19 protein-coding genes are annotated in these 26862 nt (G+C 59.8%); 9 read left to right on the plus strand and 10 right to left on the minus strand.

The window, feature by feature from the left end; all coding sequences use genetic code 11:
• Both Q1A63_RS09230 and Q1A63_RS09235 read right to left on the minus strand, forming a co-directional pair.
• The gene (locus Q1A63_RS09230; protein ID WP_298971085.1) at positions 1 to 981 is read right to left on the minus strand and encodes a TAXI family TRAP transporter solute-binding subunit; all 981 of its coding nucleotides are present in this window, start codon (positions 979 to 981) and stop codon (positions 1 to 3) included.
• Between the two features lie 40 nt (positions 982 to 1021).
• A complete protein-coding gene (locus Q1A63_RS09235; protein ID WP_298971083.1) occupies positions 1022 to 1861 on the minus strand; it encodes a hypothetical protein in 840 nt (279 codons plus the stop codon).
• A 116-nt stretch (positions 1862 to 1977) separates the two neighbouring features.
• Between Q1A63_RS09235 and Q1A63_RS09240 the strand changes: the two genes are divergently transcribed.
• From Q1A63_RS09240 to Q1A63_RS09255, 4 genes are all read left to right on the plus strand, one after another.
• Entirely contained in the window at positions 1978 to 2628 is a 651-nt protein-coding gene (locus tag Q1A63_RS09240; protein ID WP_298971080.1) for a hypothetical protein, read from the plus strand.
• Positions 2625 to 3713, plus strand: coding sequence for a hypothetical protein (locus tag Q1A63_RS09245; RefSeq protein ID WP_299631312.1), 1089 nt, complete (start codon positions 2625 to 2627; stop codon positions 3711 to 3713). Before Q1A63_RS09240 ends, Q1A63_RS09245 begins: the two co-directional genes overlap by 4 nt.
• Before the next feature lie 39 nt (positions 3714 to 3752).
• The gene (locus Q1A63_RS25640) at positions 3753 to 4301 is read left to right on the plus strand and encodes an OmpA family protein (protein WP_366142103.1); all 549 of its coding nucleotides are present in this window, start codon (positions 3753 to 3755) and stop codon (positions 4299 to 4301) included.
• A gap of 76 nt (positions 4302 to 4377) precedes the next feature.
• Positions 4378 to 5814, plus strand: coding sequence for a caspase family protein (locus Q1A63_RS09255; RefSeq protein WP_298971076.1), 1437 nt, complete (start codon positions 4378 to 4380; stop codon positions 5812 to 5814).
• Between the two features lie 81 nt (positions 5815 to 5895).
• On the opposite strand, the gene Q1A63_RS09260 is transcribed toward Q1A63_RS09255, so the two are convergent.
• The gene (locus Q1A63_RS09260) at positions 5896 to 6585 is read right to left on the minus strand and encodes a winged helix-turn-helix domain-containing protein (RefSeq protein ID WP_298971075.1); all 690 of its coding nucleotides are present in this window, start codon (positions 6583 to 6585) and stop codon (positions 5896 to 5898) included.
• 72 nt (positions 6586 to 6657) lie between these two features.
• Between Q1A63_RS09260 and Q1A63_RS09265 the strand changes: the two genes are divergently transcribed.
• Positions 6658 to 6981, plus strand: coding sequence for an NIPSNAP family protein (locus tag Q1A63_RS09265; protein ID WP_298971073.1), 324 nt, complete (start codon positions 6658 to 6660; stop codon positions 6979 to 6981).
• Positions 6978 to 7331, plus strand: coding sequence for an antibiotic biosynthesis monooxygenase (locus Q1A63_RS09270; RefSeq protein WP_298971072.1), 354 nt, complete (start codon positions 6978 to 6980; stop codon positions 7329 to 7331). The genes Q1A63_RS09265 and Q1A63_RS09270 overlap by 4 nt, the downstream gene beginning before the upstream one ends.
• A gap of 15 nt (positions 7332 to 7346) precedes the next feature.
• Here Q1A63_RS09270 and Q1A63_RS09275 read toward each other — a convergent pair whose 3' ends face one another.
• The 3 genes from Q1A63_RS09275 to Q1A63_RS09285 are packed head-to-tail and all read right to left on the minus strand — an operon-like array spanning position 7347 to position 10449.
• Positions 7347 to 8747: a TRAP transporter large permease gene (locus Q1A63_RS09275; protein WP_298971071.1), complete on the minus strand. Its 1401-nt coding sequence runs from the start codon at positions 8745 to 8747 to the stop codon at positions 7347 to 7349.
• Positions 8747 to 9376 carry a TRAP transporter small permease gene (locus tag Q1A63_RS09280; RefSeq protein WP_298971069.1) on the minus strand — a complete coding sequence of 210 codons (630 nt, stop codon included), beginning with the start codon at positions 9374 to 9376 and terminating at the stop codon, positions 8747 to 8749. The genes Q1A63_RS09275 and Q1A63_RS09280 overlap by 1 nt, the downstream gene beginning before the upstream one ends.
• A gap of 56 nt (positions 9377 to 9432) precedes the next feature.
• Positions 9433 to 10449 carry a C4-dicarboxylate TRAP transporter substrate-binding protein gene (locus tag Q1A63_RS09285; protein ID WP_298971066.1) on the minus strand — a complete coding sequence of 339 codons (1017 nt, stop codon included), beginning with the start codon at positions 10447 to 10449 and terminating at the stop codon, positions 9433 to 9435.
• Between the two features lie 447 nt (positions 10450 to 10896).
• Here Q1A63_RS09285 and acs point away from each other — a divergent pair, with 447 nt between their 5' ends.
• Both acs and Q1A63_RS09295 read left to right on the plus strand, forming a co-directional pair.
• Positions 10897 to 12861, plus strand: a complete 1965-nt coding sequence (gene acs, locus Q1A63_RS09290) for an acetate--CoA ligase (protein WP_298971063.1) — start codon at positions 10897 to 10899, stop codon at positions 12859 to 12861.
• Between the two features lie 200 nt (positions 12862 to 13061).
• Entirely contained in the window at positions 13062 to 13574 is a 513-nt protein-coding gene (locus Q1A63_RS09295; protein ID WP_298971062.1) for a flavin reductase family protein, read from the plus strand.
• Between the two features lie 19 nt (positions 13575 to 13593).
• On the opposite strand, the gene Q1A63_RS09300 is transcribed toward Q1A63_RS09295, so the two are convergent.
• From Q1A63_RS09300 to Q1A63_RS09310, 3 genes are all read right to left on the minus strand, one after another.
• The gene (locus Q1A63_RS09300; protein ID WP_298971061.1) at positions 13594 to 17211 is read right to left on the minus strand and encodes a translocation/assembly module TamB domain-containing protein; all 3618 of its coding nucleotides are present in this window, start codon (positions 17209 to 17211) and stop codon (positions 13594 to 13596) included.
• A complete protein-coding gene (locus tag Q1A63_RS09305; protein ID WP_298971059.1) occupies positions 17211 to 19010 on the minus strand; it encodes a BamA/TamA family outer membrane protein in 1800 nt (599 codons plus the stop codon). The genes Q1A63_RS09300 and Q1A63_RS09305 overlap by 1 nt, the downstream gene beginning before the upstream one ends.
• A 186-nt stretch (positions 19011 to 19196) precedes the next feature.
• A complete protein-coding gene (locus Q1A63_RS09310) occupies positions 19197 to 22919 on the minus strand; it encodes a tandem-95 repeat protein (RefSeq protein WP_298971057.1) in 3723 nt (1240 codons plus the stop codon).
• A gap of 324 nt (positions 22920 to 23243) precedes the next feature.
• Between Q1A63_RS09310 and Q1A63_RS09315 the strand changes: the two genes are divergently transcribed.
• The gene (locus tag Q1A63_RS09315; RefSeq protein WP_299631319.1) at positions 23244 to 25538 is read left to right on the plus strand and encodes an adenylate/guanylate cyclase domain-containing protein; all 2295 of its coding nucleotides are present in this window, start codon (positions 23244 to 23246) and stop codon (positions 25536 to 25538) included.
• Here Q1A63_RS09315 and Q1A63_RS09320 read toward each other — a convergent pair whose 3' ends face one another.
• Positions 25539 to 26861, minus strand: a complete 1323-nt coding sequence (locus Q1A63_RS09320) for an HlyD family type I secretion periplasmic adaptor subunit (RefSeq protein WP_298971053.1) — start codon at positions 26859 to 26861, stop codon at positions 25539 to 25541.
• Between the last annotated feature and the right edge of the window lies 1 nt (position 26862).

Genomic DNA, 26862 nt, shown 5'->3' on the forward strand with positions numbered 1-26862 from the left:
TCAGCGCCCGTTCAGCGCCCGCTGGGCGCATTTGTAGACATCCCTGCGATTGCCCGCATTCACCAGATCGACTTCCCGCCATTTCGGGTGGCTGTTGGTGGTGGGGTCCTGACGTGCAGCCAACCCATCGGCAATTGCGCGGGTCAGACGCTCGATGAGGTCGCAATAGGGATTGTTTTCGTCATAGTCGAAGGTCACCAACAGGGCGGAAACAGCCAGCGTTGGCACATCACGAGTGAGCCAAGGATATTGTTTAGGCGTCAGAACGGCGGTTCGATAAGGCGATTCCTGACTGTCCAGCAGCGTTCCATACTCTGTAATTGGGATCAGTTTGAGTTCCTGGCTTTCCTGAATTGAACTCCCGGTGGAACTGGGCGCACCGGACACATCAAACAGAATATCGTAGCCAGCTCCCATCGCGGGCAATCCCGCCTCTGTTGAAAAATTCGTCCAATCCTGGGTCGCGTCTGCATATCCAAGCTGTTCAAACAGCCAGCGCGCGGTGAGGTTGGTGCCACTTTTTTCGCCACCTGCGTTCACGATGACATCCTGCGTAATGATATCTTCGATGGTATTCAGCTCGCGATTGCGCTCCGCGTATATATGAATTTCTTCACCGTAAAGCGGCATCACCACCTTGATACGGTCGACAATGCTTTCAAGCACACCATTTCCGGCCGCACGAGAACGTAATTGATCCAGCACATCAGCTTGCACCAAAGCAAGTTGGAAAAACTGTTGTTCGGCCTGCCCTTCGTACCCGATGAGTCGACGCAGGTTTTGAACTGAGCCTTCACTGGTGACAATTTCAAAGCGAACACCCGGGAGCATTTCAGCTATTTCCTGTGCAAAACGATAATAGGTGCCGTTCTGCGAGCCCGCGGTAATCGTCAGGAAGAGCTCGTCATCCTGATCACTGGCTGCCAGGCTGGTGGCGGACGCCAGTACCAGCGCCTGCCCCACCAACAAAACGCTGCGCATGAGCCTACGTCCAAAGCACTTAAATGACATCGTATTTCCCTTAATCCGCATAAAAATCGGCCTTGTTTGCATAGACCAAACCCAGTTCAGGGTGCACAAGAAGCAGGCTTGAGGCAATATCGGTATCGGCATCGATCACGATAACCTGGTCCCCATCTGCTGCTGTTTTACCCAATTCTTCCACACCATCTGCGTCCGCAGTCATCACGACATTTGCTGGCGCAAGTACCAGCGAAAGCTGCCGTACCTGGCCAAACGGCAGGTCAGATTGGCGTTCCAATTCAAGCGATAACCGCGTGATCGCCTCGACCTGCAACAGTTTCGCATCAAGTGCGGCCAAAACAGCCGTGAAGTCGGCGAATGCCACCTCAGAAGCCCTTGGGCTGAAGCCAATGGTTTCCTGACGCGCCTGCAAGCGCTCATACTCCTGCCTGAGGCTGGATATACGGGACGCGAGGCTGTCACGCTGTCCCCGCAACCGCTCAAGTTCCCATTGAAACAGACTGAGCGCATCGGTGCTTGCGGTCTGTGGATCGCATTGCTCACTGAACTTCGCCCGCTCAAGCGCCGGCAACAAGGCGCAATCCTCAGTTGTGGGCGGCCCAGCAAACCATGCCCAAACCCGGGCTTCTTCTTCCTCAACCCGGGCCGCTTGCGCTGCCTTGCGCTCCTCAAGATAGGTCGGCAGATCGAACGTGAGATAGCCAAATTGACAGCCATCGAATTTCAATCTTTCGAGCACCGGCGCGGAGGAGCAATCGAAGTTTTCGAAGGGCGATTGGAAACTGTCCAGAAGGCTATCAGCACGCGCACCAAGTCCCGGTAAAGTAGCAATAATTGCTCCTATTACGCACGCTCGAGTAATCATTTTTAAAACCACGTTACAAAGCCATCAAATAATTTGCCGCACCTACTTCTTAAGAATATTGTAGAGTTAATGAAATTTGACAATTGATTCTTTTATTTCATCCATTTGGGGGGTGGCGTGGATATTTCATGTTGAGTCGTCCGGCAGCGATAAAAAGCATTTTTGCTTTATTGGCTTTTGCGATTCCCGCAACGGCACAACCGGCAATTGAAACCCAGATGTCCTTGCTCGACATGACCGAAATAGATGGCATCATCGAAGATATCAGTCAGCAAGTTGAATTACTGCAATTCGGCGCCTCAGCCAATGGGTTGGCACCTGCAACAAGCGTCGAGAGAGATGATGAAACACAGGTTGCGGCCATCCAGTCGGGGACACGCCTGAGATTAAACCCGCTGTGTTTTTTAGATAGCGAATACGGACATAACACTCCGGCTGAACTGGATGCCTATTTCAACAATCTGGAAGATATTGTTGGTAAGGTTTCTGCAACAATGGTCTCGTTCACAGCGTTGAAAGAACAATACGAACAGGGCAATTGCCCCGGTTTCATGCAAGGCATGCTCGAGGAGTCACAGTCGCAATTGAGTGTTGTCTCCCGCCCTCAACTCAGCGACATGGTCTACCATCTTGAGACCTGCTGGCCGGATGACGGCGTGGCAGAGGCAGATGGAAGCCCGTTGGACATCGACGCGCGGTACGCGCGCGCGCGCCAGAGCCTCAGCAGTTTTCGGATCAGCATGAGAAGCTACAGAGAGGCCGCGCAGTGGTGCGAGTGATATCGAAACCTCTGAGGGCATTGGAGCGCGCCGCATTGATCGGCCTGTTGCTCCTCCCCACTGCTGCCGTTTCGCAGCAAACCGATGCGCTACGTGCTATTTCCGGCATGGTGAATGAGGCCAATCGGAAAATCATCGAAATGCAAAAAGCCATCGATGATACAGAAGCCGCGCTTTCAGCCTGGGAAACCGAACTGCAGCGCTCCACGATTACCGGGCGCAATGCAACGATAAGACAGGCGGGCAGTCCTGTAATTGTCCCGGACGTGGCGCGCGATATCGCGGATCACCCTTTGGTTCTGGAAGCGGATCGTGGTTGCCAGGACGAATTTACAGCAGTTGCAGTTCCGAACCTGGCGCGCGGTGACGCGCAGACGAAACAGCGCCTTGTGACATGCGCAAGAAACATCGTCCCCCGCGTGCGTTTCGAACTTCCAATTGAATGTTCCAATCTCTTTTGGGTGATGAACCCTGATGGTCGCCTGACTTTGGATGGTCACGTCAAGGACGCAGTGGATGCGGAAGAGCTGAAAGCAAAGTTTGGGGCAGCGACGGTCGCCAATGTGATCGAACGCCCCTTCCCGGTTTGTTCAGCGCTTGAGGCGCTGGAGCTGCCGCTCAGCTCGAAGGATCGGCCCAAAATACGGATGCTATCCAACAAAACAAGGATCGCCTTTGAGGAAAGTCTTGCTTTCGAGATAGAGACGCCGGATTTCTACAGCTTTTTCTATCTTGCTTATCTGCAGGCGAACGGGGCCGTGGTCAATCTGGCGCCGCGGCGGTCTCTGATACGCGAACAGCATCCGCCCAGCACAGTTTTGCGGTTTGGTGACGGTCGCGACGGCAGGCAGACCTATACCGCCTCTGCCCCGGCTGGGACCGAAGCCATCATCGGGATCGCATCACGCAGTCCAATCGACGCGCTTGAGGCTCTGGAGCGCGGCGCGACAGGTGCATTTGATCGCGACGTGGATCATGCCCTTTACCTGCAGCTACTGAGAGAAAGCCTTGAGGACGAGTACAGCCTGTCCCGTGGCCGCCGTGAGATTTCCGCCGAGGTCCTGCACCTCACTGTTGTTCCCTAATTCATTCCCGACTGTGCACACATATAAGGAGAAAATGTCATGCGATCCAAAATACTAGTTTTTGTATTTGCTCTGCTGCTGTTGCCGCCGCAACAGGCGAGCGCGCAGAGTTTCTTCGACAGCCAGAGCATTATTGGCCAGCTGGTGCCGCAAAACACTGGTCCGACAGTGCGATCCATGTCTTCTGTCGCCAAACGCGGGATAAATATTCAGGGGCCGTTGCCGCCCACCGTGGATCTTCCATCGGTCAGCCTGACCGTTAACTTCGATCTTGGGTCTGCTAATCTGACAACGGACGGTATGATCGCATTGCGTTCTCTCGCAAAGGCCCTGCTGGACCCGCGGCTTGCGCGTATGACGTTTCAGGTGGTCGGACATACCGACGGTCGCGGTGATGTCGCGTATAACCAAACACTTTCGGAGCGCCGCGCGCAAACGGTCGTGGAGCATTTGACGAGCTTTTACGAAGTGCCCGCCAGCCAGCTCATTCCGCTGGGCTATGGCATTTCCCGCCCAATGGACCCGACCAACATCATGAACCCGCTGAACCGGCGTGTCGAAATCATCAATCTTGAACCGCTGTCGTAATGCGAGCGTAAGGAGAAACCAAATGCACAAACTGAGATTCATTTTTACGGCTTGCATTGTCCTTTTTGCAGCAGCAATGACGGCAAACGCATCAACCGAGCGCAAAATCGCTTTGGTCATCGGCAATGGCGCATATATGCATGCGGCGCCACTGGCAAACCCGGTCAATGACGCCAAGGCCATGACCTCAAAGCTTCAGTCTTTGGGGTTTGAGACCTACACGGGATTTGATCTCGATAAGATCGGGATGGAACGGCTCCTGCGCGATTTCAGTCGCGCGTCCCGGAGCAGCGACGTCAACATCTTCTTTTATGCAGGGCATGGCATGGCCGTGGAGGGGGTGAATTATCTGGTGCCGGTAGACGCCGCGTTCGCTGACGAAACCTCGCTGGACTTCGAGGCTGTACCGGTGGATTTCGTAACCCGCCAGATGTCCTTGTCGGATGCTGTCAACCTGGTGTTTCTTGACGCTTGCCGCGACAATCCATTGTCGGCAAACCTGACCCGTTCGCTGGGCAGCACCAGGTCCGCTGCGGTGCAAAATGGTCTTGCAGAAATGAAAGTGCACACCGGCGGCAAAGGCATGGCCATTGCATTCGCCACCAGCCCCGGTCAGGTGGCGCTGGACGGCGAAGGTGTGAACTCGCCCTTTACGTCCGCCCTCTTGCGGCATCTGGATGCTGAAAACACTGACATCGCAGAAGTCTTCACCCGTGTCACCGGTGATGTCTATAACGCCACCGAAGAGCAGCAACGCCCGTGGCTGAACGTCTCCCTGACCGGTCCGGTAATGCTGAACCCTGTCAACCGTGTGCAGCCGATCCAGAACGACGTGACCGCAAGCGCAAATGCAACCGCCACGGCCCCGGTTGCAGGTCGGATGCTGGAGGAGCAGAAGATGCTGTTCGATCTGGCCCGTGACACCGGCGATGCGGAGGACTATCGCGCCTATCTTGAGAGCTTCCCGCAGGGGCTCTATGCCAACAACGCCCGGCGCATGATCCGGAAGCTCGAAGGCTCGGGAAATGGTGGGTTTGAGGTCGCCGCCGCCCGTACGCAACAACCCGCAGTGAACTCAGCGCAAAACTCCAGAAGCGCTGCAATCAACGAGGCCGGTCCTCTGGTACTGCCCATATCGGCTTCTTTGCGCAGTTTGCCCGCGAACCAGGCAACCGAAGCCCAGCTCGATCTGGATCGGACACTCCGGGGCAACATTCAGGCGCGCTTGAATGCAACCGGCAATAACGTTGGCGGCGTTGATGGGAAGTGGGGCGGAAAAACCCGCACCGGCATCACGAATTGGCAGCTTAGCAAAGGGCTGACACCGACCGGCTACCTGAACCGCCCGCAGTACCAGCTATTGGTCTCGGAAACCGAGGGGCGCTACACCCCCTATGTTGCACCGCAAGCGACGGCGCGGAAGGGCACGAGCAGAAAGTCGAACAATAACAACAATGGCAATCTTGGTGCCGCATTGCTCGGCGTTGCGATTGGCACGATTTTGGCCAAATAGGCGTCTAAAAAACGCGTGGAGAGCGGCACTGTTCGCTTTCCGCGCAAGGCTCAAAGCGACAACAGCGTGTCCCTTTGGCACTCACCCCGCCTTCAGGGTGAATTCCGCCTCAAATGCCTTTTCGCCGGGAGGGGTGAAGATCACCGCCCGGCTGTTTGGTGCGCGTCTGGCCCAGCCGCGGCTTTCAATTTGAGAAAACATCGCGCGCCCCAGGCTGCCTGCCAGATGGGACCGGCGGGCGCTCCAATCCAGGCATTCCTTGCACAGGGGCGACTTTGCGGAACGCAGGGTCGCGACATCAATCCCAAACTGCTCGGCAAAAGCGCTGCCGCTTTCGGTTAACAGCAATGCCTCGTCCGCAGTTTCCAGAAACCCGCGCGAGATGAAGCTGTCAAACATCCGAATGCCCATATCACCCGCGAGGTGATTGTAGCAGACGCGTGCCTTGCGCAAGGAGGCGTCCTTGGGGCCCGTGCGGGTCCGCAAATGCCCCGATTTGGCCGCCAAGCCCATCAACCCTTCCAGAACCTGCGCCACGTCGTCATTGGCCAGAGAGAAATACTTATGCCGTCCCTGCTTCAGCGGTCTCAGCAATCCGCCCGCGTCGAGCTTGGCCAGATGAGAGCTTGCGGTCTGACTGGTGATCCCCGCCTCTGCGGCCAGTTCGGTCGCGGTCAGCGCCTTGCCGGTCATCAACGCCGTCAGCATGTTGGCGCGCGCGGGATCACCAATCAGCGCGGCGATGCGGGCGATATCAGGGCCTTCTTTCATAGTTCGATCATAATCGAACCGTTCAATGCAATCAATCCGGTATTACCGGGCACGCTAAAATTGGAGACAACCATGCTGACCTGCATCATCCGCTACCACATCGACCCCACGAAAAGAGAACACTTTGCGCAGTACGCCCGCAATTGGGGGCAAGCGATCCCGCGATCTGGCGCGGATTTGATTGGCTATTTCGCGCCGCATGAGGGATCATCGACGCTGGCCTATGGGATTTACAACATTCCCAGCCTCGCGGCTTACGAAGACTATCGCCAGCGTTTGGCGGCGGATCCTCTGGGCCAGGAAAACTATGCCTTTGCGCAAAAGGAAAAATTCCTGCTGCGCGAAGATCGCACCTTTTTGAAACTGGCGTCCGCGCCACATGGAGAGCCAGAGTGATCGCCGTTATCTTCGAAGTCGAGCCCGCCGCCGGGCGCAAAGAGGAATACCTTAAGATCGCCGCGAAAATGCGGCCGATGTTGGAGGAGGTTGAGGGGTTCATTTCGGTTGAGCGGTTTCAGAGCCTGACAGACCCGGCAAAGCTGCTGTCGCTCTCGTTCTTCGAGGACGAAGAGGCGGTGATGCGCTGGCGAACGCTCAGCGCGCATCGCGGCGCGCAACGGGACGGGCGCGCCGGTGTCTTTGCCGGCTACCGGTTAAGGGTCGCGGGCGTGATCCGCGACTACGGCATGTTCGACCGGGAGCAGGCCCCGGACGACAGCAAAGCGGCACATACAGAGGACCCCTGATCCCCCCACGCGGGACTACCCCGCGAGGGAGGGCAGGAACAGGACGATGCCCGGGAAGGCCACCAGCAGCGCGATGGTGATGGCATCAGCGACAAAGAAGGGCGTGACCCCTTTGAACACATCCTGCACGGTCAGATCATCGCGCACGCCCGCCACCACAAAGCAGTTGAGCCCGATGGGTGGTGTGATCAGACAGAACTCCGCCATCTTGACCACCAGAATGCCAAACCAGATGGCACACATCGGGCCAGACATGCCAAAGGCGCTGTCGGCGGCGCTGACCATCTCACCGCCATTCAGCGCCATGACCGCCGGGTAGACCACAGGCAGCGTCAGGAGCAGCATCCCGATCGCATCCATGAACATGCCCAGCACCGCGTAGGCCAGCAGAATGCAGATCAGGATCAGCATCGGCGACATTTCCAGCGAAGTGATCCAATCGGCAAAGGCTTCTGGCAATTCGGCGAACCCCAGGAAGCGCACGTAGATCAGCACCCCCCAGATGATCGAAAAGATCATCACCGTCAGCTTCGCCGTGTCCAACAGCGCATCCTTCAGCTGTGCCCATCGCATGCCACGATAAAGCGCCATCAGGAAGATGATGAAGGCCCCAATGGCGCCGCCCTCGGTCGGGGTGCCCCAGGCATCGCCAAAGGGGTTGTAGACAAAGAAGATGATGATCACGACCACGGCGAGAATGGGCAGTGCCGGTGGCAGGGATTCGAGCCGCTCGCGCCAGGTGAAGCCGCCAACAGGTGGCCCCACCGTCTTGAAGATCACGGCAATGCCGATGATCAGCGCGGCATAGACCACAGCGGAGAACATGCCCGGCAGGAACCCTGCGAGCAGCAATTTACCCACGTCCTGCTCCACAATGATCGCATAGATCACCAGAATGGCGGAGGGCGGGATCAGCGAGGCCAGCGTGCCGCCAGCCGCGACAACGCCTGCTGCAAACTGCTTGTTGTAGCCGATCTTCAGCATCTCCGGGATGGCGATGCGGGCGAAAACGGCTGCCGTCGCGACCGACGCGCCCGACACAGCGGCAAACCCCGCCGTGGCAAAGACGGTGGAGACCGCGAGCCCCCCCGGCACCCAGGCGATCCAGCGCTTGGCGGCGGTGAACAGTGCCGTGGTGAGCTTGGCGTAATAGGCCAGATAGCCGATCAGGATGAACACCGGGATCAGGCTGAGCACCTGCGCCGACACTTTGGAGTGCGGCGTCAGCCCGGCCACCTTGACGCTGATCTCAACCGCTTTCCAGAAGCGCTCCGGATCATAGTCGAAGCCGTTCCAGCGCAGCCACACGAGGCCCACAAAACCCGCCAGCCCGGCGGCAAAGGCCACGCGCATGCCCAGCACGACGAACATCAACAGGCCACCGCTGACCCACAATCCAATCTCAATGGGTTCCATCAGTCCGCCCCATCCAATGCTTCGGCCTCAAGACGCGCTTGTTCCGCAACGCTGAGGTTCAGAGGCACGGCCACCGGGTTTTCCAGCCCCAAGATCAGTGCGCGCCCGTAGCCCCAGGCCTGCAGGATCAGCCGCAGGCACAGCACTGCAAAGGCGATGGGCACCACCAGTTTAGAGGGCCAGATCGGCAGACCGATGTCGATGGAGCTGTCACGGCTGCATAAGGGCCGCGCGCAGTCAAAGGAGCGGTCGAAGTGATCCCAGGCACCCCAGGTCAGCGCCACGATCAGCACCAGGATCAGCAAAACCGAAACCAGTTCGAAAAACCACAGAACGCGCCCCTTGAGCGCGCTGACCAGCATGTCCATGCGCACATGAGTGCCATCCCGCTGGACGTAGGACACGCCCATGATCGCAATGATCGGCATCGCCGCTTCGATGTAATCGACGTAGCCAGCCATGGGTGAAGCAAAGAATTTGCGCCCGGTGACCGAGTAGGCCGCCAGAAACATCAGCGAAAAGATTGCAACCCCGCTGAGCAGAGCGCAGAATTTTTCGATTGGTAACAATGCACGGTCCAGCCGACTGAGCAGACTGGAATCTTCGAGCACCGCAGCGGAACCTGCCATCGCCCTACCCCCTTTATTATTGAACGGGCCGCCCCTTTAAGGACGGCCCATTGGCTTTAGCTGCCGCCTTTGGCTTCTTCGAGTGTTTTGGCGACCAGATCATAAAGTTCCTGACCGGGGAGGCCCTGAGCTTCCATATCGGCAATCCACTGATCGCGAATTGGATCTGCGGCCTTGGCACGGAATTCCGCGATCACCTCATCCGAGATCTCGACCTTCTGGACGCCCTTTTCCTCCAGCACCGAGTCCCAGCGCTTGAGTAGCTCGCCATAGTTGGCCAGATAGTGATCCAATGCTTCGGCCACCGAACTGTCGAGCGCTTCCCGCTCTGCATCGCTCAGCGCCTCATAAGCGTCGATGTTCACCACAACGGGGCAGTTCACCGTGCCGGGGTTGAGGTTGGCGGTCCACCAATCGGCCTGGTTGATCGTGCCGAAGCTCAGGTGCGCGTGCTGGGCAAAGGCGACCGTGTCCACAACGCCGCCTTCCATCGCCTGATAGGCTTCGGTCGCAGTCACCGAGGTGGGCACACCGCCTACTGCTTCAAACGCCTGGCCGAGCCCACCCGTGGCGCGCACCCGCATGCCGTCGAATTCGGCCAGTTCATCGCGAGGATCGCCGGTACCCACAAGGTTGTACTGCGGCATCGGTGAGGTCATCAGCAGCTTGGCATTCCACTGCGCCATCTCTTCGGCCGCGGCGGGGTGCGCATAGACCGCTGAGGAGACGGCCACTTCCTGCTCCAGGTTCTCAACCCCCAGGAACGGCAGTTCCAGCACAGTGATCACGCGGTTCTTGTCGCGGTGATAGCCCGCACAGAACTGCGCCATTTCAAACGCGCCGATGGAGATGCCATCGAGGTTTTCGCGGTTCTTTGACAGGCCACCATAGCTGATGTTCATGGTGAATTCGCCGCCCGTCTTTTCCGAGACCAGCTCGGCAAGCTTTTCAACATGCTCGGTGAAAGCACGACGTTTGCCCCAGACAGAAACATTCCATTCTGTTGCAGCGGCTTCCGATACGAATGCAAAGCTGATCGCGGCGACGGCGGCGCCGGAAAGATATTTGTTCATTTGGTTTCTCCCTTATGACGTGCCTCAGGTCGGGCACGCTTGGGGCAAAGCTACCCAAGCCGGCACGCAGTGCCAAGCCCTGAATGGCAGCGGTGCTCCTGTGCCCGGCGCCACGTTTGATTCTGCGCAGAATTCGGCATGAAGAAGGACATCGGCAGGCAGAATGGGGATGAAGACCGCCTCCCGCCAAGCCCTGGCACCTCATAACCGGCAAGATTTGACAGTCAAAGGCCAGAAAACAGGGGCAAAATCGCAATTCTGGCCATCAGTTTACAGACGCCAGCCACATCCGGGAAAAATGTTTACAGCGAAATCCTTATATTTCTGCACCTTATTCCCTTCTTTTCCAATCGCGCTATGATCCCGCTCGGAGGAGAAAGATGCCGCAAAGCGCATTCACGGCCTGGCCGCTCTTTCAGAATGTCACGACCCAAGGGAGGAGCCTTCATGTCCGACGCAACCCCATCTGCCAAAACCTATCCACCTTCGGCTGAAATGGCCGCCAACGCCCATGTGAACGCTGCAAAATATGAAGAAATGTATGCCGCATCCATCCAGGACCCTGAAGGTTTCTGGCGCACTCAGGCGGGACGGGTCGATTGGATGAAGCCCTTCACACAGGTAAAGGACGTCAACTACACCTTGGGCAGCGTTTCGATCAACTGGTATTCAGATGGCACGCTGAATGTCGCGGCCAATTGCATCGACCGGCATCTGGCCACGCGCGGCGATCAGACCGCGATCATCTGGGAGCCCGACAATCCCGATGAGGACGCCTTGCACATCACTTATCGTGAGCTGCACAGTGCCGTCTGTAAAATGGCCAATGTGCTCAAGGATCTGGGCGTTGGAAAAGGCGACCGGGTGATCATCTACATGCCGATGATCCCCGAGGCGGCTTATGCGATGCTCGCTTGTGCCCGGATCGGGGCCATTCATTCGATTGTCTTTGCCGGTTTCTCTGCAGATGCTTTGGCCGCACGGGTCAACGGGTCCAACGCAAAGGTGGTGATCACCGCAGATCACGCCCCGCGCGGCGGGCGCGCCACACCGCTGAAAACAAATGCGGATCAGGCATTGCTGCACTGTTCGGACACGGTGAAATGCCTCGTGGTCAAACGCACCGGCGGGCAGACCACCTGGGTCGACGGGCGCGACTATGATTACAACGCGCTGGCGGCAGAAGCCTCCGCTGACTGCGCCCCGGAGGAGATGGGGGCGGAGGACCCGCTCTTCATCCTCTATACTTCCGGCTCCACCGGCCAGCCCAAGGGCGTGGTACATACCACCGGCGGCTATCTGGTCTATGCGGCGATGACGCACGAGGTCACCTTTGATTACCATGATGGCGACATCTACTGGTGCACGGCGGATGTGGGCTGGGTCACTGGGCACAGCTACATCGTCTATGGGCCGCTGGCCAATGGCGCGACCACGCTGATGTTCGAAGGGGTGCCCACCTACCCCGATGCCAGCCGTTTCTGGCAGGTGTGTGACAAGCACAAGGTGAACCAGTTCTACACCGCCCCCACCGCCATTCGCGCGCTGATGGGTCAGGGCACTGAATTTGTCGAGAAATGCGATCTGAGCAGTCTCAAGCTGCTCGGCACCGTGGGCGAACCGATCAACCCGGAGGCCTGGAACTGGTACAATGAGGTGGTCGGCAAGGGCACCTGCCCGATCGTCGACACCTGGTGGCAGACGGAAACCGGCGGCCACCTGATGACCCCCCTGCCCGGCGCGCATGCTATGAAACCGGGCTCGGCCATGAAACCTTTCTTTGGCATCAAGCCGGTTGTGCTGGAGCCGACAACGGGCGAGGAAATTCACGGCAATGACGTTGAGGGCGTGCTTTGCATCGCCGACAGCTGGCCGGGACAGATGCGCTCGGTTTGGGGTGACCACGACCGGTTTGAGAAGACCTATTTCGCCGATTACAAAGGCTATTACTTCACCGGTGATGGCTGCAAACGGGATGCCGAAGGCGACTATTGGATTACCGGTCGTGTCGATGACGTGATCAACGTTTCCGGTCACCGCATGGGCACTGCTGAGGTCGAAAGCGCGCTGGTGGCCCACGCAAAGGTCGCTGAAGCCGCCGTGGTGGGTTACCCGCATGATATCAAGGGGCAAGGCATCTACTGCTATGTCACGCTGATGGGGGGCGAGGAGCCGACAGAAGAGCTGCGCAAGGAGCTGCGGACCTGGGTGCGCACGGAAATCGGCCCAATTGCAAGCCCCGATCTGATCCAATGGGCCCCTGGTCTGCCCAAGACCCGCTCCGGCAAGATCATGCGGCGCATCCTGCGCAAGATCGCCGAGGACGATTTCGGCGCCTTGGGGGACACCTCCACGCTTGCAGATCCCTCCGTCGTGGAGGACCTCATCGAAAACCGCATGAACAAGGGTTAGAGCCCGTCAGGTCGAATGGATCATAAGGCCGACCCGGCTTGGGGTCCGCCTGTTTCGTCTCCGTCAGCGACGTCCGCGATCTGCCTGACCAATCACATTTGCCTTGCCGCTCAAGGGCGGCGCGTTACCTCCCAAGGGTTAGAGGACGGGACATGATGAGATGCCAACAGCCAAAGCCAGTTTCCTGAAAGCAGCGCAGCATGCTGTCTGAACCGCCGCATTTTGCGCCGACCTCAGACCGGTTGCGCGATCTGCGCCGCGCTCTGGGCTGCTTTGGCACCGGGGTCACGGTCATCACCACGCAAACCGATGAGGGTCCGCTTGGCATCACCGCAAACTCGTTTTCGTCCGTTTCGCTGGAGCCACCCCTTGTGCTCTGGTCCCCTGCGGTGGCGTCACGCCGCCACGCGCCCTTTGTCGAGGCTGAGAGGTTTTGCATTCACGTGCTGAGCGCGGACCAGCTTGATCTTGCCCGACATTTTGCCAGCAAGGGTGATGGGTTTGAGGCTTTCGACTGGTCCACGGGACCTTTGGGCGCGCCGCGGCTCTCCGGCTGCCTCGCCGAATTTCATTGCAGCAGATATGCGGTTCACCCGGCGGGCGATCACTCCATGATCCTGGGCGAGGTGCGCCATGTCTTTCTGGCAGAGGGAGACGCGCCGGGGCTCCTATTCAAACGTGGGCAATTCGGCCATTTCGCACCCGAAAACTGAATTGCCCCATGCGCGCGCGTCAATAGTCGCGTTCAAAGAACAATCCGATACCGGTATTGCCATCGTTTTCGACCGTCCCGCGCGCTTTGAGCGAGTCCGTGAGTTCAAGGTTGATCGACAACTCGGTCTCTCCACCCCCTGTCAGCACATCCGTATAAATCGTGTCCGTCAGATACTTGCCAGCGCGCACCGCCGCCTCGCCGTCATCGGTGGTGGTCACATCGAAATCGTCCAGCCCGAAGCCTTCGCGCAGACTGCCGACAACCCCCGCACCGCTGCGCCCGGCCAACTCGGCCACAGCGCTCGCCAGTTGCAGGGCCTGAAATGCCGAAATTTCACTGAGGTTCCGACCAAAGAGCAGTTGCGACAGGACCTCGTCCTGTGGACCGTCCGGAACGGATGAAAAGGACACGGAGGGTTCATTTACCGGACCATTCAAGGTGATACTGGCAGAGCCATCCTCGGTATCAGAGGTGGTTCTGAAGATAATATAGGGCACAAGATCGCCTTGGAACTGGATCGATCCCTCGTCCAGCTCAAAACGTTTGCCCAGAATATCAAGCCGCCCGCGCACCAGATCGAACTGACCGGCGGAGATGACCCGCGCGGTATTGCCGGTGATTTCAAGGCCCCCGCCCAGTTCGGCATCGATCCCCCGGCCCCGGACAAAGATGCGATTGGGCGCGTTCACCTGAATGCCCAGACCATAAACGCTGCCGGCGCCATTGCCCCCCGCCGCTTCGGGCTCCGGGATCACGCCGGCGCGCGCGCGCGTCGATGTGACAGCACGCGGCGCGCCCAGATGCACGATGTCGGGGATTTCACCGATGCTGGTCAACCCGGTGGAGGGGACAGTGATCAGGGTCTCGCCGATGTTGATGGTGCCGTCGATGCGTGCCCCGCCGGTCAAGGGGCCTGCGACACCAATGTCCCCACTGATCAGGGTGGAATAGAGCCGCGGGTCGGTCAGTACGACGCTGTCGAGATCGATGTCCAGATCGGCTGCGAGGCTGGTGAGGTTCAGCCCCCCACCCACCGCGATGCGACCGCCGCTTTCCACCGCACTGGTCACATCGATCTGTGCCTGGCCCCCCGAGAGGTTGATATCGGTCGCCAGATCCACCAAAGCCAACCGCAAGTTCGGGGCCGCGAAACTGGCACCCCGGGTCGTGATCGTGCCAGACACCGCATCCAGCCCGGGCGCGCCCTCGGCGCGCAGGTCAAACTGCGCCTGCCCCTGCAGGCTGCGCGGCTGCAAAAACGGCTCTGAGAGGCCCAGCGGCAGGGATCCCACAATGCCCAGATCGAGCGTGCCGTCTTCGGCCACCAGACCGGCGATTTCCGCTTGCGTGCCCGCAGGCCCTTGCGCGTTGGTATCAATCTGCCAATTTCTGCCGTCCCGACGCGCATCCCCGTCGATCGAAAACGGGCCGGTGATCTTAGGGACAAACACGCCGATGTTGGGCAAGGCCGCGGAAAAGGCCACGGCCGCGTCCGGTCCCGTGGCAAGGCCCGCGACGCTGACCTCGGATTGGAACGGCCCGCCTGCATCCACGTCCACGTTATACCCATCCGCGGTCAGCCAGACGCGCCCATTGGCATCCAGCGGGCCGTTGATCGAAGGCACCAAGGGCTGCACTTCCGGAACAGACAGCTTGAAAAGCACATCCGTTTCCGGCCCCGTTGCCCTGCCCTTCACGCTGAAGGCGCTGTCATAGGGGGCCTGTGCCAGCACATCCACGATCCACCCCTGTGCATCCTGCGTCGCCTGCGCATCCAGATTGACCGGGCCGGTATACTGCGGCAGCACCAACGCCACATCGTTCAGGCGCGCCAGCACATTGACGTCGCTGTCATCGGTTTGCAGCTTCACGTCCCCGGTGACGTTGAGCGCGTCGTTGGTCAGCGAGAGGTCATCGACATAGGTGCCTGTTGCGTCGCGCCGCGCCTGCAGCGTCAGGGCGGTCAGGCCTGCCAGAACGGCATCCGCCTGCGGGACATCGACCTTCAGATCGCGGGTGGTGCCGCGGATGCTGAGATCGAACATGCTGCTGAGCGGTGTGACGTTCCCCGCCACATCGAGCCGGGCAGCACCGGCAATGGGCTGACCCGCCAACCCGGCGAAACGCGCCAGTTCCGCGGCCTGAACCGAAAGGTCCAGCTGGGTCGGGAAGCCGTCTTCCAGCCCTTCGATGATGATGTCGCCCCCCAGCCCGTAATCCTCACCCGCAAGCTCCAGCCCGGTGATGCGAATAGGATCGCCCTCGACGTAGTCGATGTTTGCCTTGCCTTCGATGTTCTGTCCCAAGGCCTGTGCCGCTTCTGGATCATCCAGTTCCAGACCCCGCGTGGTCAGATCGAGATCCCCCAGAAACCGGCCAACAGCGCCCAATTCTCCCGTGAGCGTGCCGTCCAAGGCCAGCACCGTTTCGTCGAAACGGATACCCTCCCGCGCAAAATCGACGATGTCGAAGTCACCCCGGAATGCATCGCCCTTGGCCGCGTCAAAATCGACGCTCAAAGCAACCGATTGCACGGTCGTTGCCACATCCGATCCCGGCAAAAGGACCGGTTGCCCATCCGCCTGCGCGATCTCGCCATCCACATCGATGAAGGTCGGCCATTGCTCGGCATTGAGCCTTACGGTCCCAGCCAATTGCACCGCTTTGGCATCAAGGCCAAAGGCGGACACATCAAGGGCCCCATCGGCCGCACGCACAGCATCCACTTGCACGCTGACGTCGGTACCAAAGAAATCGCGAGACTGCGGGGCGACCAGCGCGGTGATATCACCGCCAAGATCGGCGCGAATGCGTCTGTCCGGCGTGGCGCCTTCGGTCTCCACCGGCAGCGCGCTCAGGATCACCTGCCCCGCGACGCGGTCCTGCCCATCCGTGGCCAGCGCGATATCAGCCGTGAAATCATCGAGCGGGCCGGTGCCTGCTACCGTCAGGTCGATGGAGGGCTGCCCCGGCAGGTTCATCATCCGCCCTGCGATGCCGCCGGAGGTCTCATCCAGCTCGATCTGGACGTCGATCTGCGCCCCTTCGCGGGCAAAACCGCCCTTGATCACATAGGTGCCTTCCGCATTGTCCACCCGGTTTGCGGTCAGATCGATGGATGCGCCCTCATCGTTCAACTGCGCAGACGCCTGCACGCCCAGGGCCGCCGCTGCCCCCAGAATGGGTTCGCCCAGATCGATGCGGGCCACCTCGAAAAGCTGGATATCGACAGAGACCGGCAGTTCAGGCAGCGCAAACTCCGACGCCTCGGCTGAAGGCACCTCGGTGGTTTCCTCAACCTCCGGCAGGCGCGGCAAATCCAATGAAGCCGCGCTCAGCCGGTCCACCTCCAAGCGCCCGCGCAACAGCGCCAGCCGGCTCCAGTTCAGCCTCACATCCTCCAGCGTCAGCCAGATGCCTTCGTCATCCGCGATGGTCATGCGCTCAAAGGAGGCTTCCGAGCTCAGCGCCCCGGCGAACCCGGTGATGTTGACCTCACGACCAGCCCCCGAGAGCAGATCTTCGAGGGTGCGGGTCAGAAAACCGCCGTCGTCTTCACCCTCTTGCGCAGCCAACCCGAGGGGCCCCGCCACAAACACCACGAGCAACCCAACTATGATCCAGCGAAAACGCATCAAAATGCCTGTCCTATGCCGATGTATACCTGAAAGGATGACCCATCATCATCCCCCGATGTGGGCACCGCAACGTCCAGTCGGATGGGCCCGATCGGCGTGTCATACCGCAGACCGACGCCCGCACCGCTTTGCCATTCGCCCGATCCGTCTGGAAAGGACTCATCTCCAATATAGCCCGCATCAAAGAAACCGACATAGCCCAGACTGCCCGCGCTGCGAAATCGCACCTCGGCGGACAGGCCGAGAAAGGAACGCCCGCCGACGATCTGACCGCCACCGACATCGACGCCTAAGGATTGGTAATCATGGCCGCGCACGGTATCGCCGCCGCCCGAATAAAACAGGAAATCCGCCGGTGCATCGGAGAGGCTCGGCCCCAGAACGGAACCAAGCTGCCCACGCAGGGCAAAGGTTGTCGTCCGCACGTCCCCGATGGTGCGATAGACGCGGGCATCGACGGAGGTCAGCAGCCCGTTGTCCGCACCTTGCAGCGCATAGAAGGGCGTGAGATCCGCGTTCAGATAATAGCCCTTGCGCGCGTCCAGGATCCGGTCGCGATAATCAAAGGTCGTGCCCGCAGGCACCATGAAGAGCGTGTATTGATCATCGCCGAAGGCATCGCGGGTGTTGGCGCGGCGCAGCGCAACCCCAAGCCTGTAGGTGCGTTTGTCGGAGGCGATACGCTCGATGCCTGCTCCGATGGTCGCCTGACGGGAGAAGAAATTGATCTCATCCTGCTGCTCGACCTCTCCGAGAATATAGAGGTCGGTATCTTCATTGAAGGTCGCAGGGCGCTGGTAGCGTGCGCCCAGCAGAAAGTCGGTGCCGCCGGTGTCCCCGCCAATGCCCTCGATCTCCGCCTCAACGCGCAGCCGTTCTGCGCCGCCAAAGAGGTTGCGGTGCACCCAGAACGCGCTCAGCGACAGCCCTTCGATGGTCGAGATTTCCCCACCGAAGCCAAAGCGGCGTGGTTTGTCATCGGCGACCCGCGCCGTGATCCCAAGCTCATCTCCCGGCCCCACCTCCTCGGCCTCGATCATCGCAACAGAACTGAAAGTTCCCGTGCGCCGCAATCGATTTGCCGCGTCTTGCAGTTCATCCGGCGAGTAGACCGTGCCAGTGGGCAATCCCGCAATTTCCAGAATGCGTTCGGTGCGCACAGCACTATTGCCCGCCACTTTCAGATCCCCAAACCGCAGCCTTGGGCCCGGATCGAGCCGCAGGGTGGCATTGAGGGTCCCCTCGGCGTGTCGTGCGGTCAGGCGCTGGCTCTCCAGCTTGGCCTTGGCATGGCCCCGGTCACGCCAAGCGTTGGTCGTGGCGCTGACGGTATCACGCAGCAGGCTCAGCTTGGCGGTTTCACCGGATCTGAACCCCTCCGGCAGAGTTGTACCGGGCGCCAAAGGGCCAACCTCTGCGGTGCCAAATCGAAACTGATTGCCGGGCGTGATGCTGATGTCCGCACGCGAAACGCTGCTAGGTGGGGAAACGGATTTGATCGAGGAGGCCTCGCGCCCGTCCAGTTTTATGCCGATGACCGCACCGTAATACCCATAGTCGTAGAGGACGGCCAAAATGCGTTTGTAATCGGCTTGCGCGATGGACACCAATTCCTGCGGCGTCATCTCCGTCTCAGCTGTGGATTGCTCAATCAGCAGTGAGCCGCCCTCGATGTCGGTGCGCAACTCTTCGCTCAGCGCCCCTTGCAGATCGACATCCAGCGCCAGCGCGGGCGTGCCCAGCAACAGCATCGACGCCGCAATCAAGGATCGGTTACACACCCATCCCCTACTCATCCACGTTGCCTGCACATTTAACCCCCCGGTTCGGCGCCATTTTTTGTCTGGCAACAGGTGAGCCGCAAAAGCGCCAGCGACTCGCCGTTTCCCTGTTTTAGCGGGATTCGATGCGATGCTGCAAACAGGCAAACACGGGGGTCCGGCGCCTTCGTTCACATTTAGGGAAATACACGCGGTCCGTGTTTAAACGACGGGGACAGCACCCGACACTTCGATGTCCGTGTCCACACCCAGCGTCGCCAGCACATTGCCGTCCTGAACGTAGTTGTAGATGTCGAGCGTGTTGCCCTGACCATCGTCCACCGGCGCGCCCGCGACCTTCTGGAAACCGCCCTCGGCATCGCCCAGCAGCGTGAGCTGGTCGCCGGTATCCCCGTAGATCACCGCACTTTCCGGCAGCGCCGCGTCTAGCAGCGCCTCAAGCTGGCTGTCGCTGGTGGCGGAGAGGTCCACCACGTCTGCGAGTGTCAGCTCCAGCGTATTTCCAAGACCGTTTTCCATATCGATTGCTTCGATGTTGCGGATATCGAGCGACCGGATCAGATCGTCGGTCAGGTTCCCACCCACGTCGATATCCAGGATGTCGCGGCCCAATCCGCCGTCGATGACGTCGAGCCCATCTACGGACACCTCGCCCACGCGCACCACATCATCGCCAGCGCCCGCCAGCACCACATCAGCGCCGGTGCCGCCATCAATCGTATCATTGCCATCAAACCCGAGGATCACGTCATCACCCGCATGCCCCTGAATGGTGTCATCTGCCTGACCACCAAAAAGCAGATCATGATCGGCAAATCCGGAAACCACCTGCGCTGTGTCCGCCCTGCCAATCACATCGCTTTTGAAAAGCTCGACCTCGGCTGTATCGCGATCACCGTCGAGGTCAAAACGTGCCGTGACACTGATCCGGTTGCTTTCGCCCAGCAGGGTGTCGATGTTTTCGATGCTCGCAAGTGGCAGGACATAGTCGATGCCATCCACGGTCAGCGCATCGCTGGTCTCGGTTGCGATCACGCCCTTGTCAACGCCATCCACTTCCAGCGCCACGTCGAGCGATATCAGGCTGGGCGAGAATACCGGTGTCGCGGTCAGCGCAGACGCAAGATCGGCGGAGCTTTCCAGCAGCGTCGGTTCGGGGTCGATTTCCTGCAACAGGGTTGGATCGTAGCTTGCACCGATGCCAAAGGCCTGGATATCGAGGCTGAAGGCCGCATCCGGCGAGTTCTGCAGCGCGTCCAGCGAGTCGCGCCAGGCCTCGCTGGTGGGCACGCCATCGGTGATAAAGAGCAGGAAGTTTGCCTCACCCACTGGCTGCGCCGCAAAGAATTCATTGGCCTCGTCCAGCGCAAGATCCCACCGCGTCGTACCGCGCAGGAACGGCAGGTCGAGGATCTGTTCGGCAAGCGCGGGATCTTGCAGGCTGAAGGGCCCAATGGCGCTCGCGGCCCTGGAATAGGAGATGATCTGCACCTCTACTTCCGTATCGGATCCTTCAAATTTCTGCGCAAGTTGGGCGACGGCATCTGCAACGGCTTCTTTCTGTTCCGTCCATGCCGCAGCCCCGATGCTGCCGGAGCTGTCCATCGCGACAACGAGATTGACAGCGATCGCATCCGCGGCTTCGGCATCGATCACCAATGCCCCTGCGGCGGTGCTGTCGCTGGCATCGCCAACCACATCTACCGTGACGGAGGCATCTCCCGCGCCCCCGCTGCTGGCCTCAACAACTGTTGTGACCCGCCCAACGGAAACGGCGCCTTCCGCGTCTGTCACGGTGTAGCTGAAGCGGTCCACGCCGGCAAAACCGGCGTTGGGTGTATAGACGAAAGAGCCGTCGCCGTTGATGGTCACAACCCCGTTTTGCGGCGCATCATCCCCGGCAGCAAAGCTCAGCGCATCCTCACTGTCCACGTCACTGGCAGACAGCTGACCGGCAATTGCCTCGTTTGTATCCACCTCAAAGACGGTGTTGGGCGTGACCGTCGGCGCATCATTGGTACCGGTCAGGGTGACTTCGACGATCTGCGTGGCTTCCGCCCCAAATTCGTCACGCGCCGTCGCGGTCATGGTCTCGACCACAACCTCATCTTCGGAAATGCTGTCGGCCAAGATGCTGTCTAGCTCGTAGCTCCAGGCCCCATTGGCATCGATGGCAAAGACGCCGAACACCGCCGTGGACACGCCGGTCCAGGTGATGGTCGCATCCTCGTCAACATCCTCCGCCGTCAGCTGGCCTTGGACCTCCACCTGATCATCATCCTCGGCAAGCGCGCCGCGGGCCTGTCCCAGCGTTGTGGTGATCACTGGCGCATCGTTCATCGGGCTCACGGTGATGGTGACCGTTGCTTCTGCGGTTTCACCATCCGGGTCAGAGACGATGACACTGAAACTGTCGGTGCCGAAAAAGTCCGAATTGGGCTGGTAGGCGTAGGTGCCGTCCTGCAGCAGCACGACCTCGCCATTGGTCGGCACCTCGTTGATCGCAAAGCTCAGCAGATCGCCATCCACATCACTGGCATTGATCGAGCCGGTGAAGATGCCATCCTCCATCACCACCGCGACGCTGTCTTCGGCCTGCGGGGCGTCATTGACCGGCAGGACATTCACCACCACCGATCCTTCGATCACATTGCCGCCGGAATCGATGGCGATGTAGGTGAATGTATCCGTCCCGTTGAAATCCGGTTCCGGCACATAGTCGAACCCGCCATCCGGACGCACCACCACGGTCCCGTTTGCAGGGCCCTGATCGAGCGCGAAGACGAGGTTCCCGGCCACATCCCCGATATCGCCGCTGATGGGCGCGCTTGGGCTGGAATCCTCTAGGCCCGTCACAACAAGCACAGGGCCTTCGTCGTTGGTGTCGATGATCAGAGTGTCGTCAATGGTATCGCTGCCCTCGATGGGCTCCTCGCGCTCGACATCCGGCGGTGCTTCGATGCTGTCGATCTCGTCAATCGAATCCACTTCGAGGCTGGTCGGCGGTTGGGCCGATTCCTGATCGAAGTTCGACCGGCTGCTGGTGTCTGAGAGCGTAACAAACGCCTCGCCGGCATCGAGACGGGAGGCAGCAAGGCGGAAAGCGGCAAAGGCTTCGGCGATCAACAGGTTGTCTTCGGTGGTATCCTGCAGCGTCCGGTCAACTTCGCGCGTTACGGTATTGTCGGCGGAAACGATCCATTTGGTGTTTGTGTCGGTGATGAAGGCAATCAGATTGCCGTCGATGTCGCGCAATTCCACGCGACCCTTGCCGCCGTCGGGATCCGTGGTCAATGTGACCTCGGTTGTATCGACGCCACCTTCGCTGGCAATCTGAACAACCACCGTGGTGCCCCTGATCCCCATCGTGGATGAGGGCGTGTTCACATCCATCCCGCCCGTCTTGGCCACCTGCCCCGCGATAAAGACAAAACTGCCCTGGATCAGGCTGAAGCTGCCGGTGTTATCATCCGCATTCGGGTCGTAGATAAGCTCATCAATCACCATCCGCGATGCGGCGGCCAATGTGAAAATCGTGCCATCCAGGAAGGTCACCGAAACGGCCGCGTCCTCTTCGGTGGCAATCACATCGTTCTGGAAGATCTTCATCCCGACCTGAAGGGTCTCTTCGGTGCCATCCGCGCGCTGCACCGATGTGGTCCCCTCAACGGTCTCGACCTGACCGATAGGTCCAGCTTCGGCCACATCGCCGACCTGGGCATATTGACCCGGCGCAATCGGCCCGGCGAGCCGCTCCACCAGATCCCCCCGCAGGATCGCGCCATTGGGATCGCGCAGATCGACAGCCGGCTGATAGGCGAAGTAATCAGGGATACGATAACTCGCCTCGGCATCGTTGACGATGTAGAGATCCGGCCCCAGCCGGTAGAATTCGCCACTGAACAGCAAGGCACTATCAGGCACTAAAATCGCCGAGGTTCCGTCACCAAATAGTGTGACAACCTCCTTCGGCTCTTCGTTTTGTGCCAAATATTGCCGAGACACCAGCCATTCCCCCAGCGATTAACTTAACTGATATTTAACCTAAAATTGAGTCCGCTTCTGTGAACGATCCCACATTCCGTCTAAATAACGCCAGAAAAAAGCCATATTTCTTCCAGCACAAAAAAAATCTCTTGATTACGTCTATTATGGAAACAAACACAGCGCAATCGTGCGACTTGATCCGTCAGCCGATTCGGTCAGAATAGCAACATCAACCCGGGGGAGCTGGTTTGTGCTGCGCTGATGGGGCAGCTTATTGTCAGCGGTCGGGTGATCACCGAAATGACGCAATGGCTATCGAAATGGTTCGGTTGGGTGCGGGTGATCGCTTTTTTCGGTCTGCTGTGCGGATTGGCCATTCGCGTCGGTGATCCACAGCCGCTCGCGACCCTGCGTAACGCCACTTTCGATCTCTACCACCAGTCCAAACCGCGCGACCTGACGCCGATGCCAGTGAGCATTCTCGACGTCGATGACCGCAGCATTGAGGAAATCGGGCAATGGCCGTGGCCGCGCAGCCGCATTGCAGAGATGGTGACCCGCGCCACCGAACAGGGCGCGGTTGCCATCGGGTTCGACATCGTTTTTGCCGAGCCTGATCGCCTGTCCCCGGCGCGAATTGCCCAGGACAACCCCGACATGCCGCCCGATCTGGCCGAGGGGCTGAAGAAACTGCCCGACAATGACAGTGTTCTGGCCGCAGCTTTTGCGACCTCGCGGGTGATTGTCGGACAGGCCAGCGTGCGCACAACGGCGGGGAACCGGGCGGAAAAACGCGAAATGGCCCCCGCCGCACATGCCACGATCGGACCGGACCCAACGCCATACCTGATAAAATTCCCCGATATCGTGCAAAACCTGCCGGAGCTTGAGGCCACGGCAGCCGGGCGCGGTATGTTCAGCGCCAGACCTGACCCCGATGGCGTCTACCGGCGCGTGCCGCTGGTGATGAGCGTTCAGGGTCAGATCAGATTGGGGCTGACGCCAGAATTGCTGCGGGTGGCCACTGGCGGGCAACCCTTTGCCGTGCGCAGCAACGACGCCGGGATCGAGGGGGTCGTTCTGGCGCGCCAGTTGATCCCGACGGCGCGGGACGGCACCGTCTGGCCCTACCTTACGCCGTCGTCACGCAGCCGCTACATCTCTGCCGCCGATCTGCTCAAGGACCGGGTGCCGCAAGGGCGGCTCGCAGGGCATCTGGTGCTGGTGGGCACCTCCGCCATCGGGCTTGAGGATTTTCGCGCCACGCCTCTGGGAGTGGCGATGGCCGGGGTTGAGATCCACGCACAAGTCCTTGAAAACATTATGGCCAAAACGCTATTGCTGCGGCCCAATTACACGATTGCAATTGAGCTTGTGACCACGCTGGTGCTCTGCGGTCTGGTCATCCTCTTTGCACCCAGGCTGTCCGCACGCTTGCTGATTTCATCTTCATTTGTGCTGCTGGCAGGATACGTCGGCACCTCCTACTACCTGTTCTACGACAAGCGCATCCTGCTCGACGCGTCATTTCCGGTGATCGCCACCGCGACAGCGGTAATGTTGATTTCCACGGTCAATTACCTGCGCGAAGAACGCCAGCGCCGTGAAATTCGCAGCGCCTTTGGCCAGTATGTCTCGCGGGATCTTGTCGACCAGCTGAGCCGCAATCAGGGCAAGCTGACCTTGGGGGGCGAATCCCGGCAACTGACCCTGCTTTTCAGCGACGTGCGTGGTTTTACCGCCATCGCCGAAGAGTTCCGCGACGACCCCGAGGCGCTGACGCTGCTGATGAATAAGTTTCTGACCATCCTGTCCCGCGCGATCATGGAACAGAAGGGCACCATCGATAAGTTCATGGGCGACGCGGTGATGGCGTTCTGGAACGCACCGCTGGACAACGACGACCACGCGCGCGCGACCTGTCGCGCCGCCCTCAAGATGATTGCGGATGTGGACAAGTTCAACAAAGAGCGTTTGCGGGAACAGAAACGCAAACGCGTGGCGCAGCGGGGCGACAAGCGCAAGCCCTGGACGAAGGTGCACAAAATCAACGTCGGCATCGGGATCAACACCGGTCAATGCGTTGTAGGGAACATGGGCAGTGACACACGGTTCGACTATACCGCATTGGGCGATCCGGTGAACGTTGCGTCCCGCCTTGAAGGACAGTCGCGGTATTATGGCCTGGCGATTATTCTCGGAAACGCCACCGCCCAGGAGGTTATGGGCGAGTTCGCAGTCATGGAGCTGGATCGTGTACGGGTGGTTGGCAAAGAGGTGCCCGAGACGATATTCGCGCTTTTGGGGGCCGAAGATCTGCGCCGAAAACCATCCTTCCAGAAGGTCTTGGTCACCAACGCTGGCATGCTCAGCGCCTACAGAGAGCAGGATTGGGATCGCGCGGAAGCCCTGCTAGAGCAGTTGACAGTTGATGTGCAGCCGCTTGATCTGCAGCTCAAGACCTATCTGGAGATGTATCGCAGCCGGATCGCGGATTTACGCGTTGGTCCTCCGGGCCCGGACTGGGATGGTGTCTTTGCCTCCACCAAGAAGTGATCAGCGCTCGCGCAACGCCTCGCCCTGGGCCCGCAGGATCGGTTTGGCCAGATAGGACAGCACGGTTTTCTCGCCGGTCTGAATGTCCACCGAAGCGATCATGCCCGGGGTGATCGGCAGCGGTTTTTCCTCGGTACCGAGATATGATTTGTCGGTGCGCACGATCACGCGGAAAAACTCGGTACCGTCCTCGGTGGCGATGGTGTCCGCGCCGATCCGCACCACCTCTCCTTCCAGCGCCCCATAGATCACGTAGTCATAGGCGGAGATTTTCACCGAAGCCGGTTCGCCGGTACTGACAAAGGCGATGTCCCGGGGGCCCAGATCCGCCTCGATCAGCAGGCTGTCGTCGATAGGCACAATTTCGACCAGCGGCGCGCCCGGCTGCACCACCGCGCCGATGGTGGTGGCGTTGACCCGGTTGATGGTGCCACGTACCGGCGCGCGCAATTGCGCCCGCGTTACCCGGTCATTGGCGCTGCGCAGGGTCTCCTGCACCACCGCCAATTCGAGCTGAAGCGTGGCCAGACGTTGCCGAGCGGTCAGCACATAAGCCGAGCGCGCAGCATCGATCTGGTTTTCCGCCTCGACAATCGCGGCCTGCAGCCTTGGTTCGCTGGCCTTGCTGACCGCGATGTCCCCGGTGAGTTCGGCAAAGCGCGACTGCAGGCGCAGCAGTTCGATCTCAGGGACCAGACCGCGGTCAAACATGCCTTGCGTCAGCGCGATCTCGGCGCGAAGTGGTTCAAGGATTGCGTTGGTGCGGTCGCGCAGCGCCTTGATCTCATCCAACTCACTGCGGCGTTGCAACAACTGCGCCTCCAGCACCTGGATTTCGCGCCGCAACTGATCTTTGCGCGACAGGAAAACTTCCCGTTCCGCCGCCGTGGCCAGCGGGGTGCGGGCTTCCAAATCCTCTGAAAAACTCACGTCCTGTGCGAAACTTGCCTCCGCCCTCAGCCGCGCAGACTCCGCCAGGATCGCCGCTTCGCGTTCCAGCAACTGGCCCCGTTCCGCGTCAAACCGCGTGTCGTCGATCTGCATCAACACATCACCCGGCGCCACAATGTCCCCTTCGCGCACGGTGATGTCGCGAATGATGCCGCCTTCCAGACTCTGCACCACCTGCACCTGCTGGGACGGGATCACGCGCCCGATGGCGCGCGCCGTTTCCTCGATCCGGTAGGTCGCGGCCCAGGCCAGAAACGCCGCCAACCCCAAGGCAATGGCCAGCAACAGCCGCCACGGGCCGCGATCACGCACCGCCGCCTGCGCGCTGGAAATGCTATTGGCAAATTCATCTTCGATCCGGTTTCCGAACATG

This window comes from uncultured Roseobacter sp., from assembly GCF_947499265.1.
Taxonomy (GTDB): Bacteria; Pseudomonadota; Alphaproteobacteria; order Rhodobacterales; family Rhodobacteraceae; genus Roseobacter.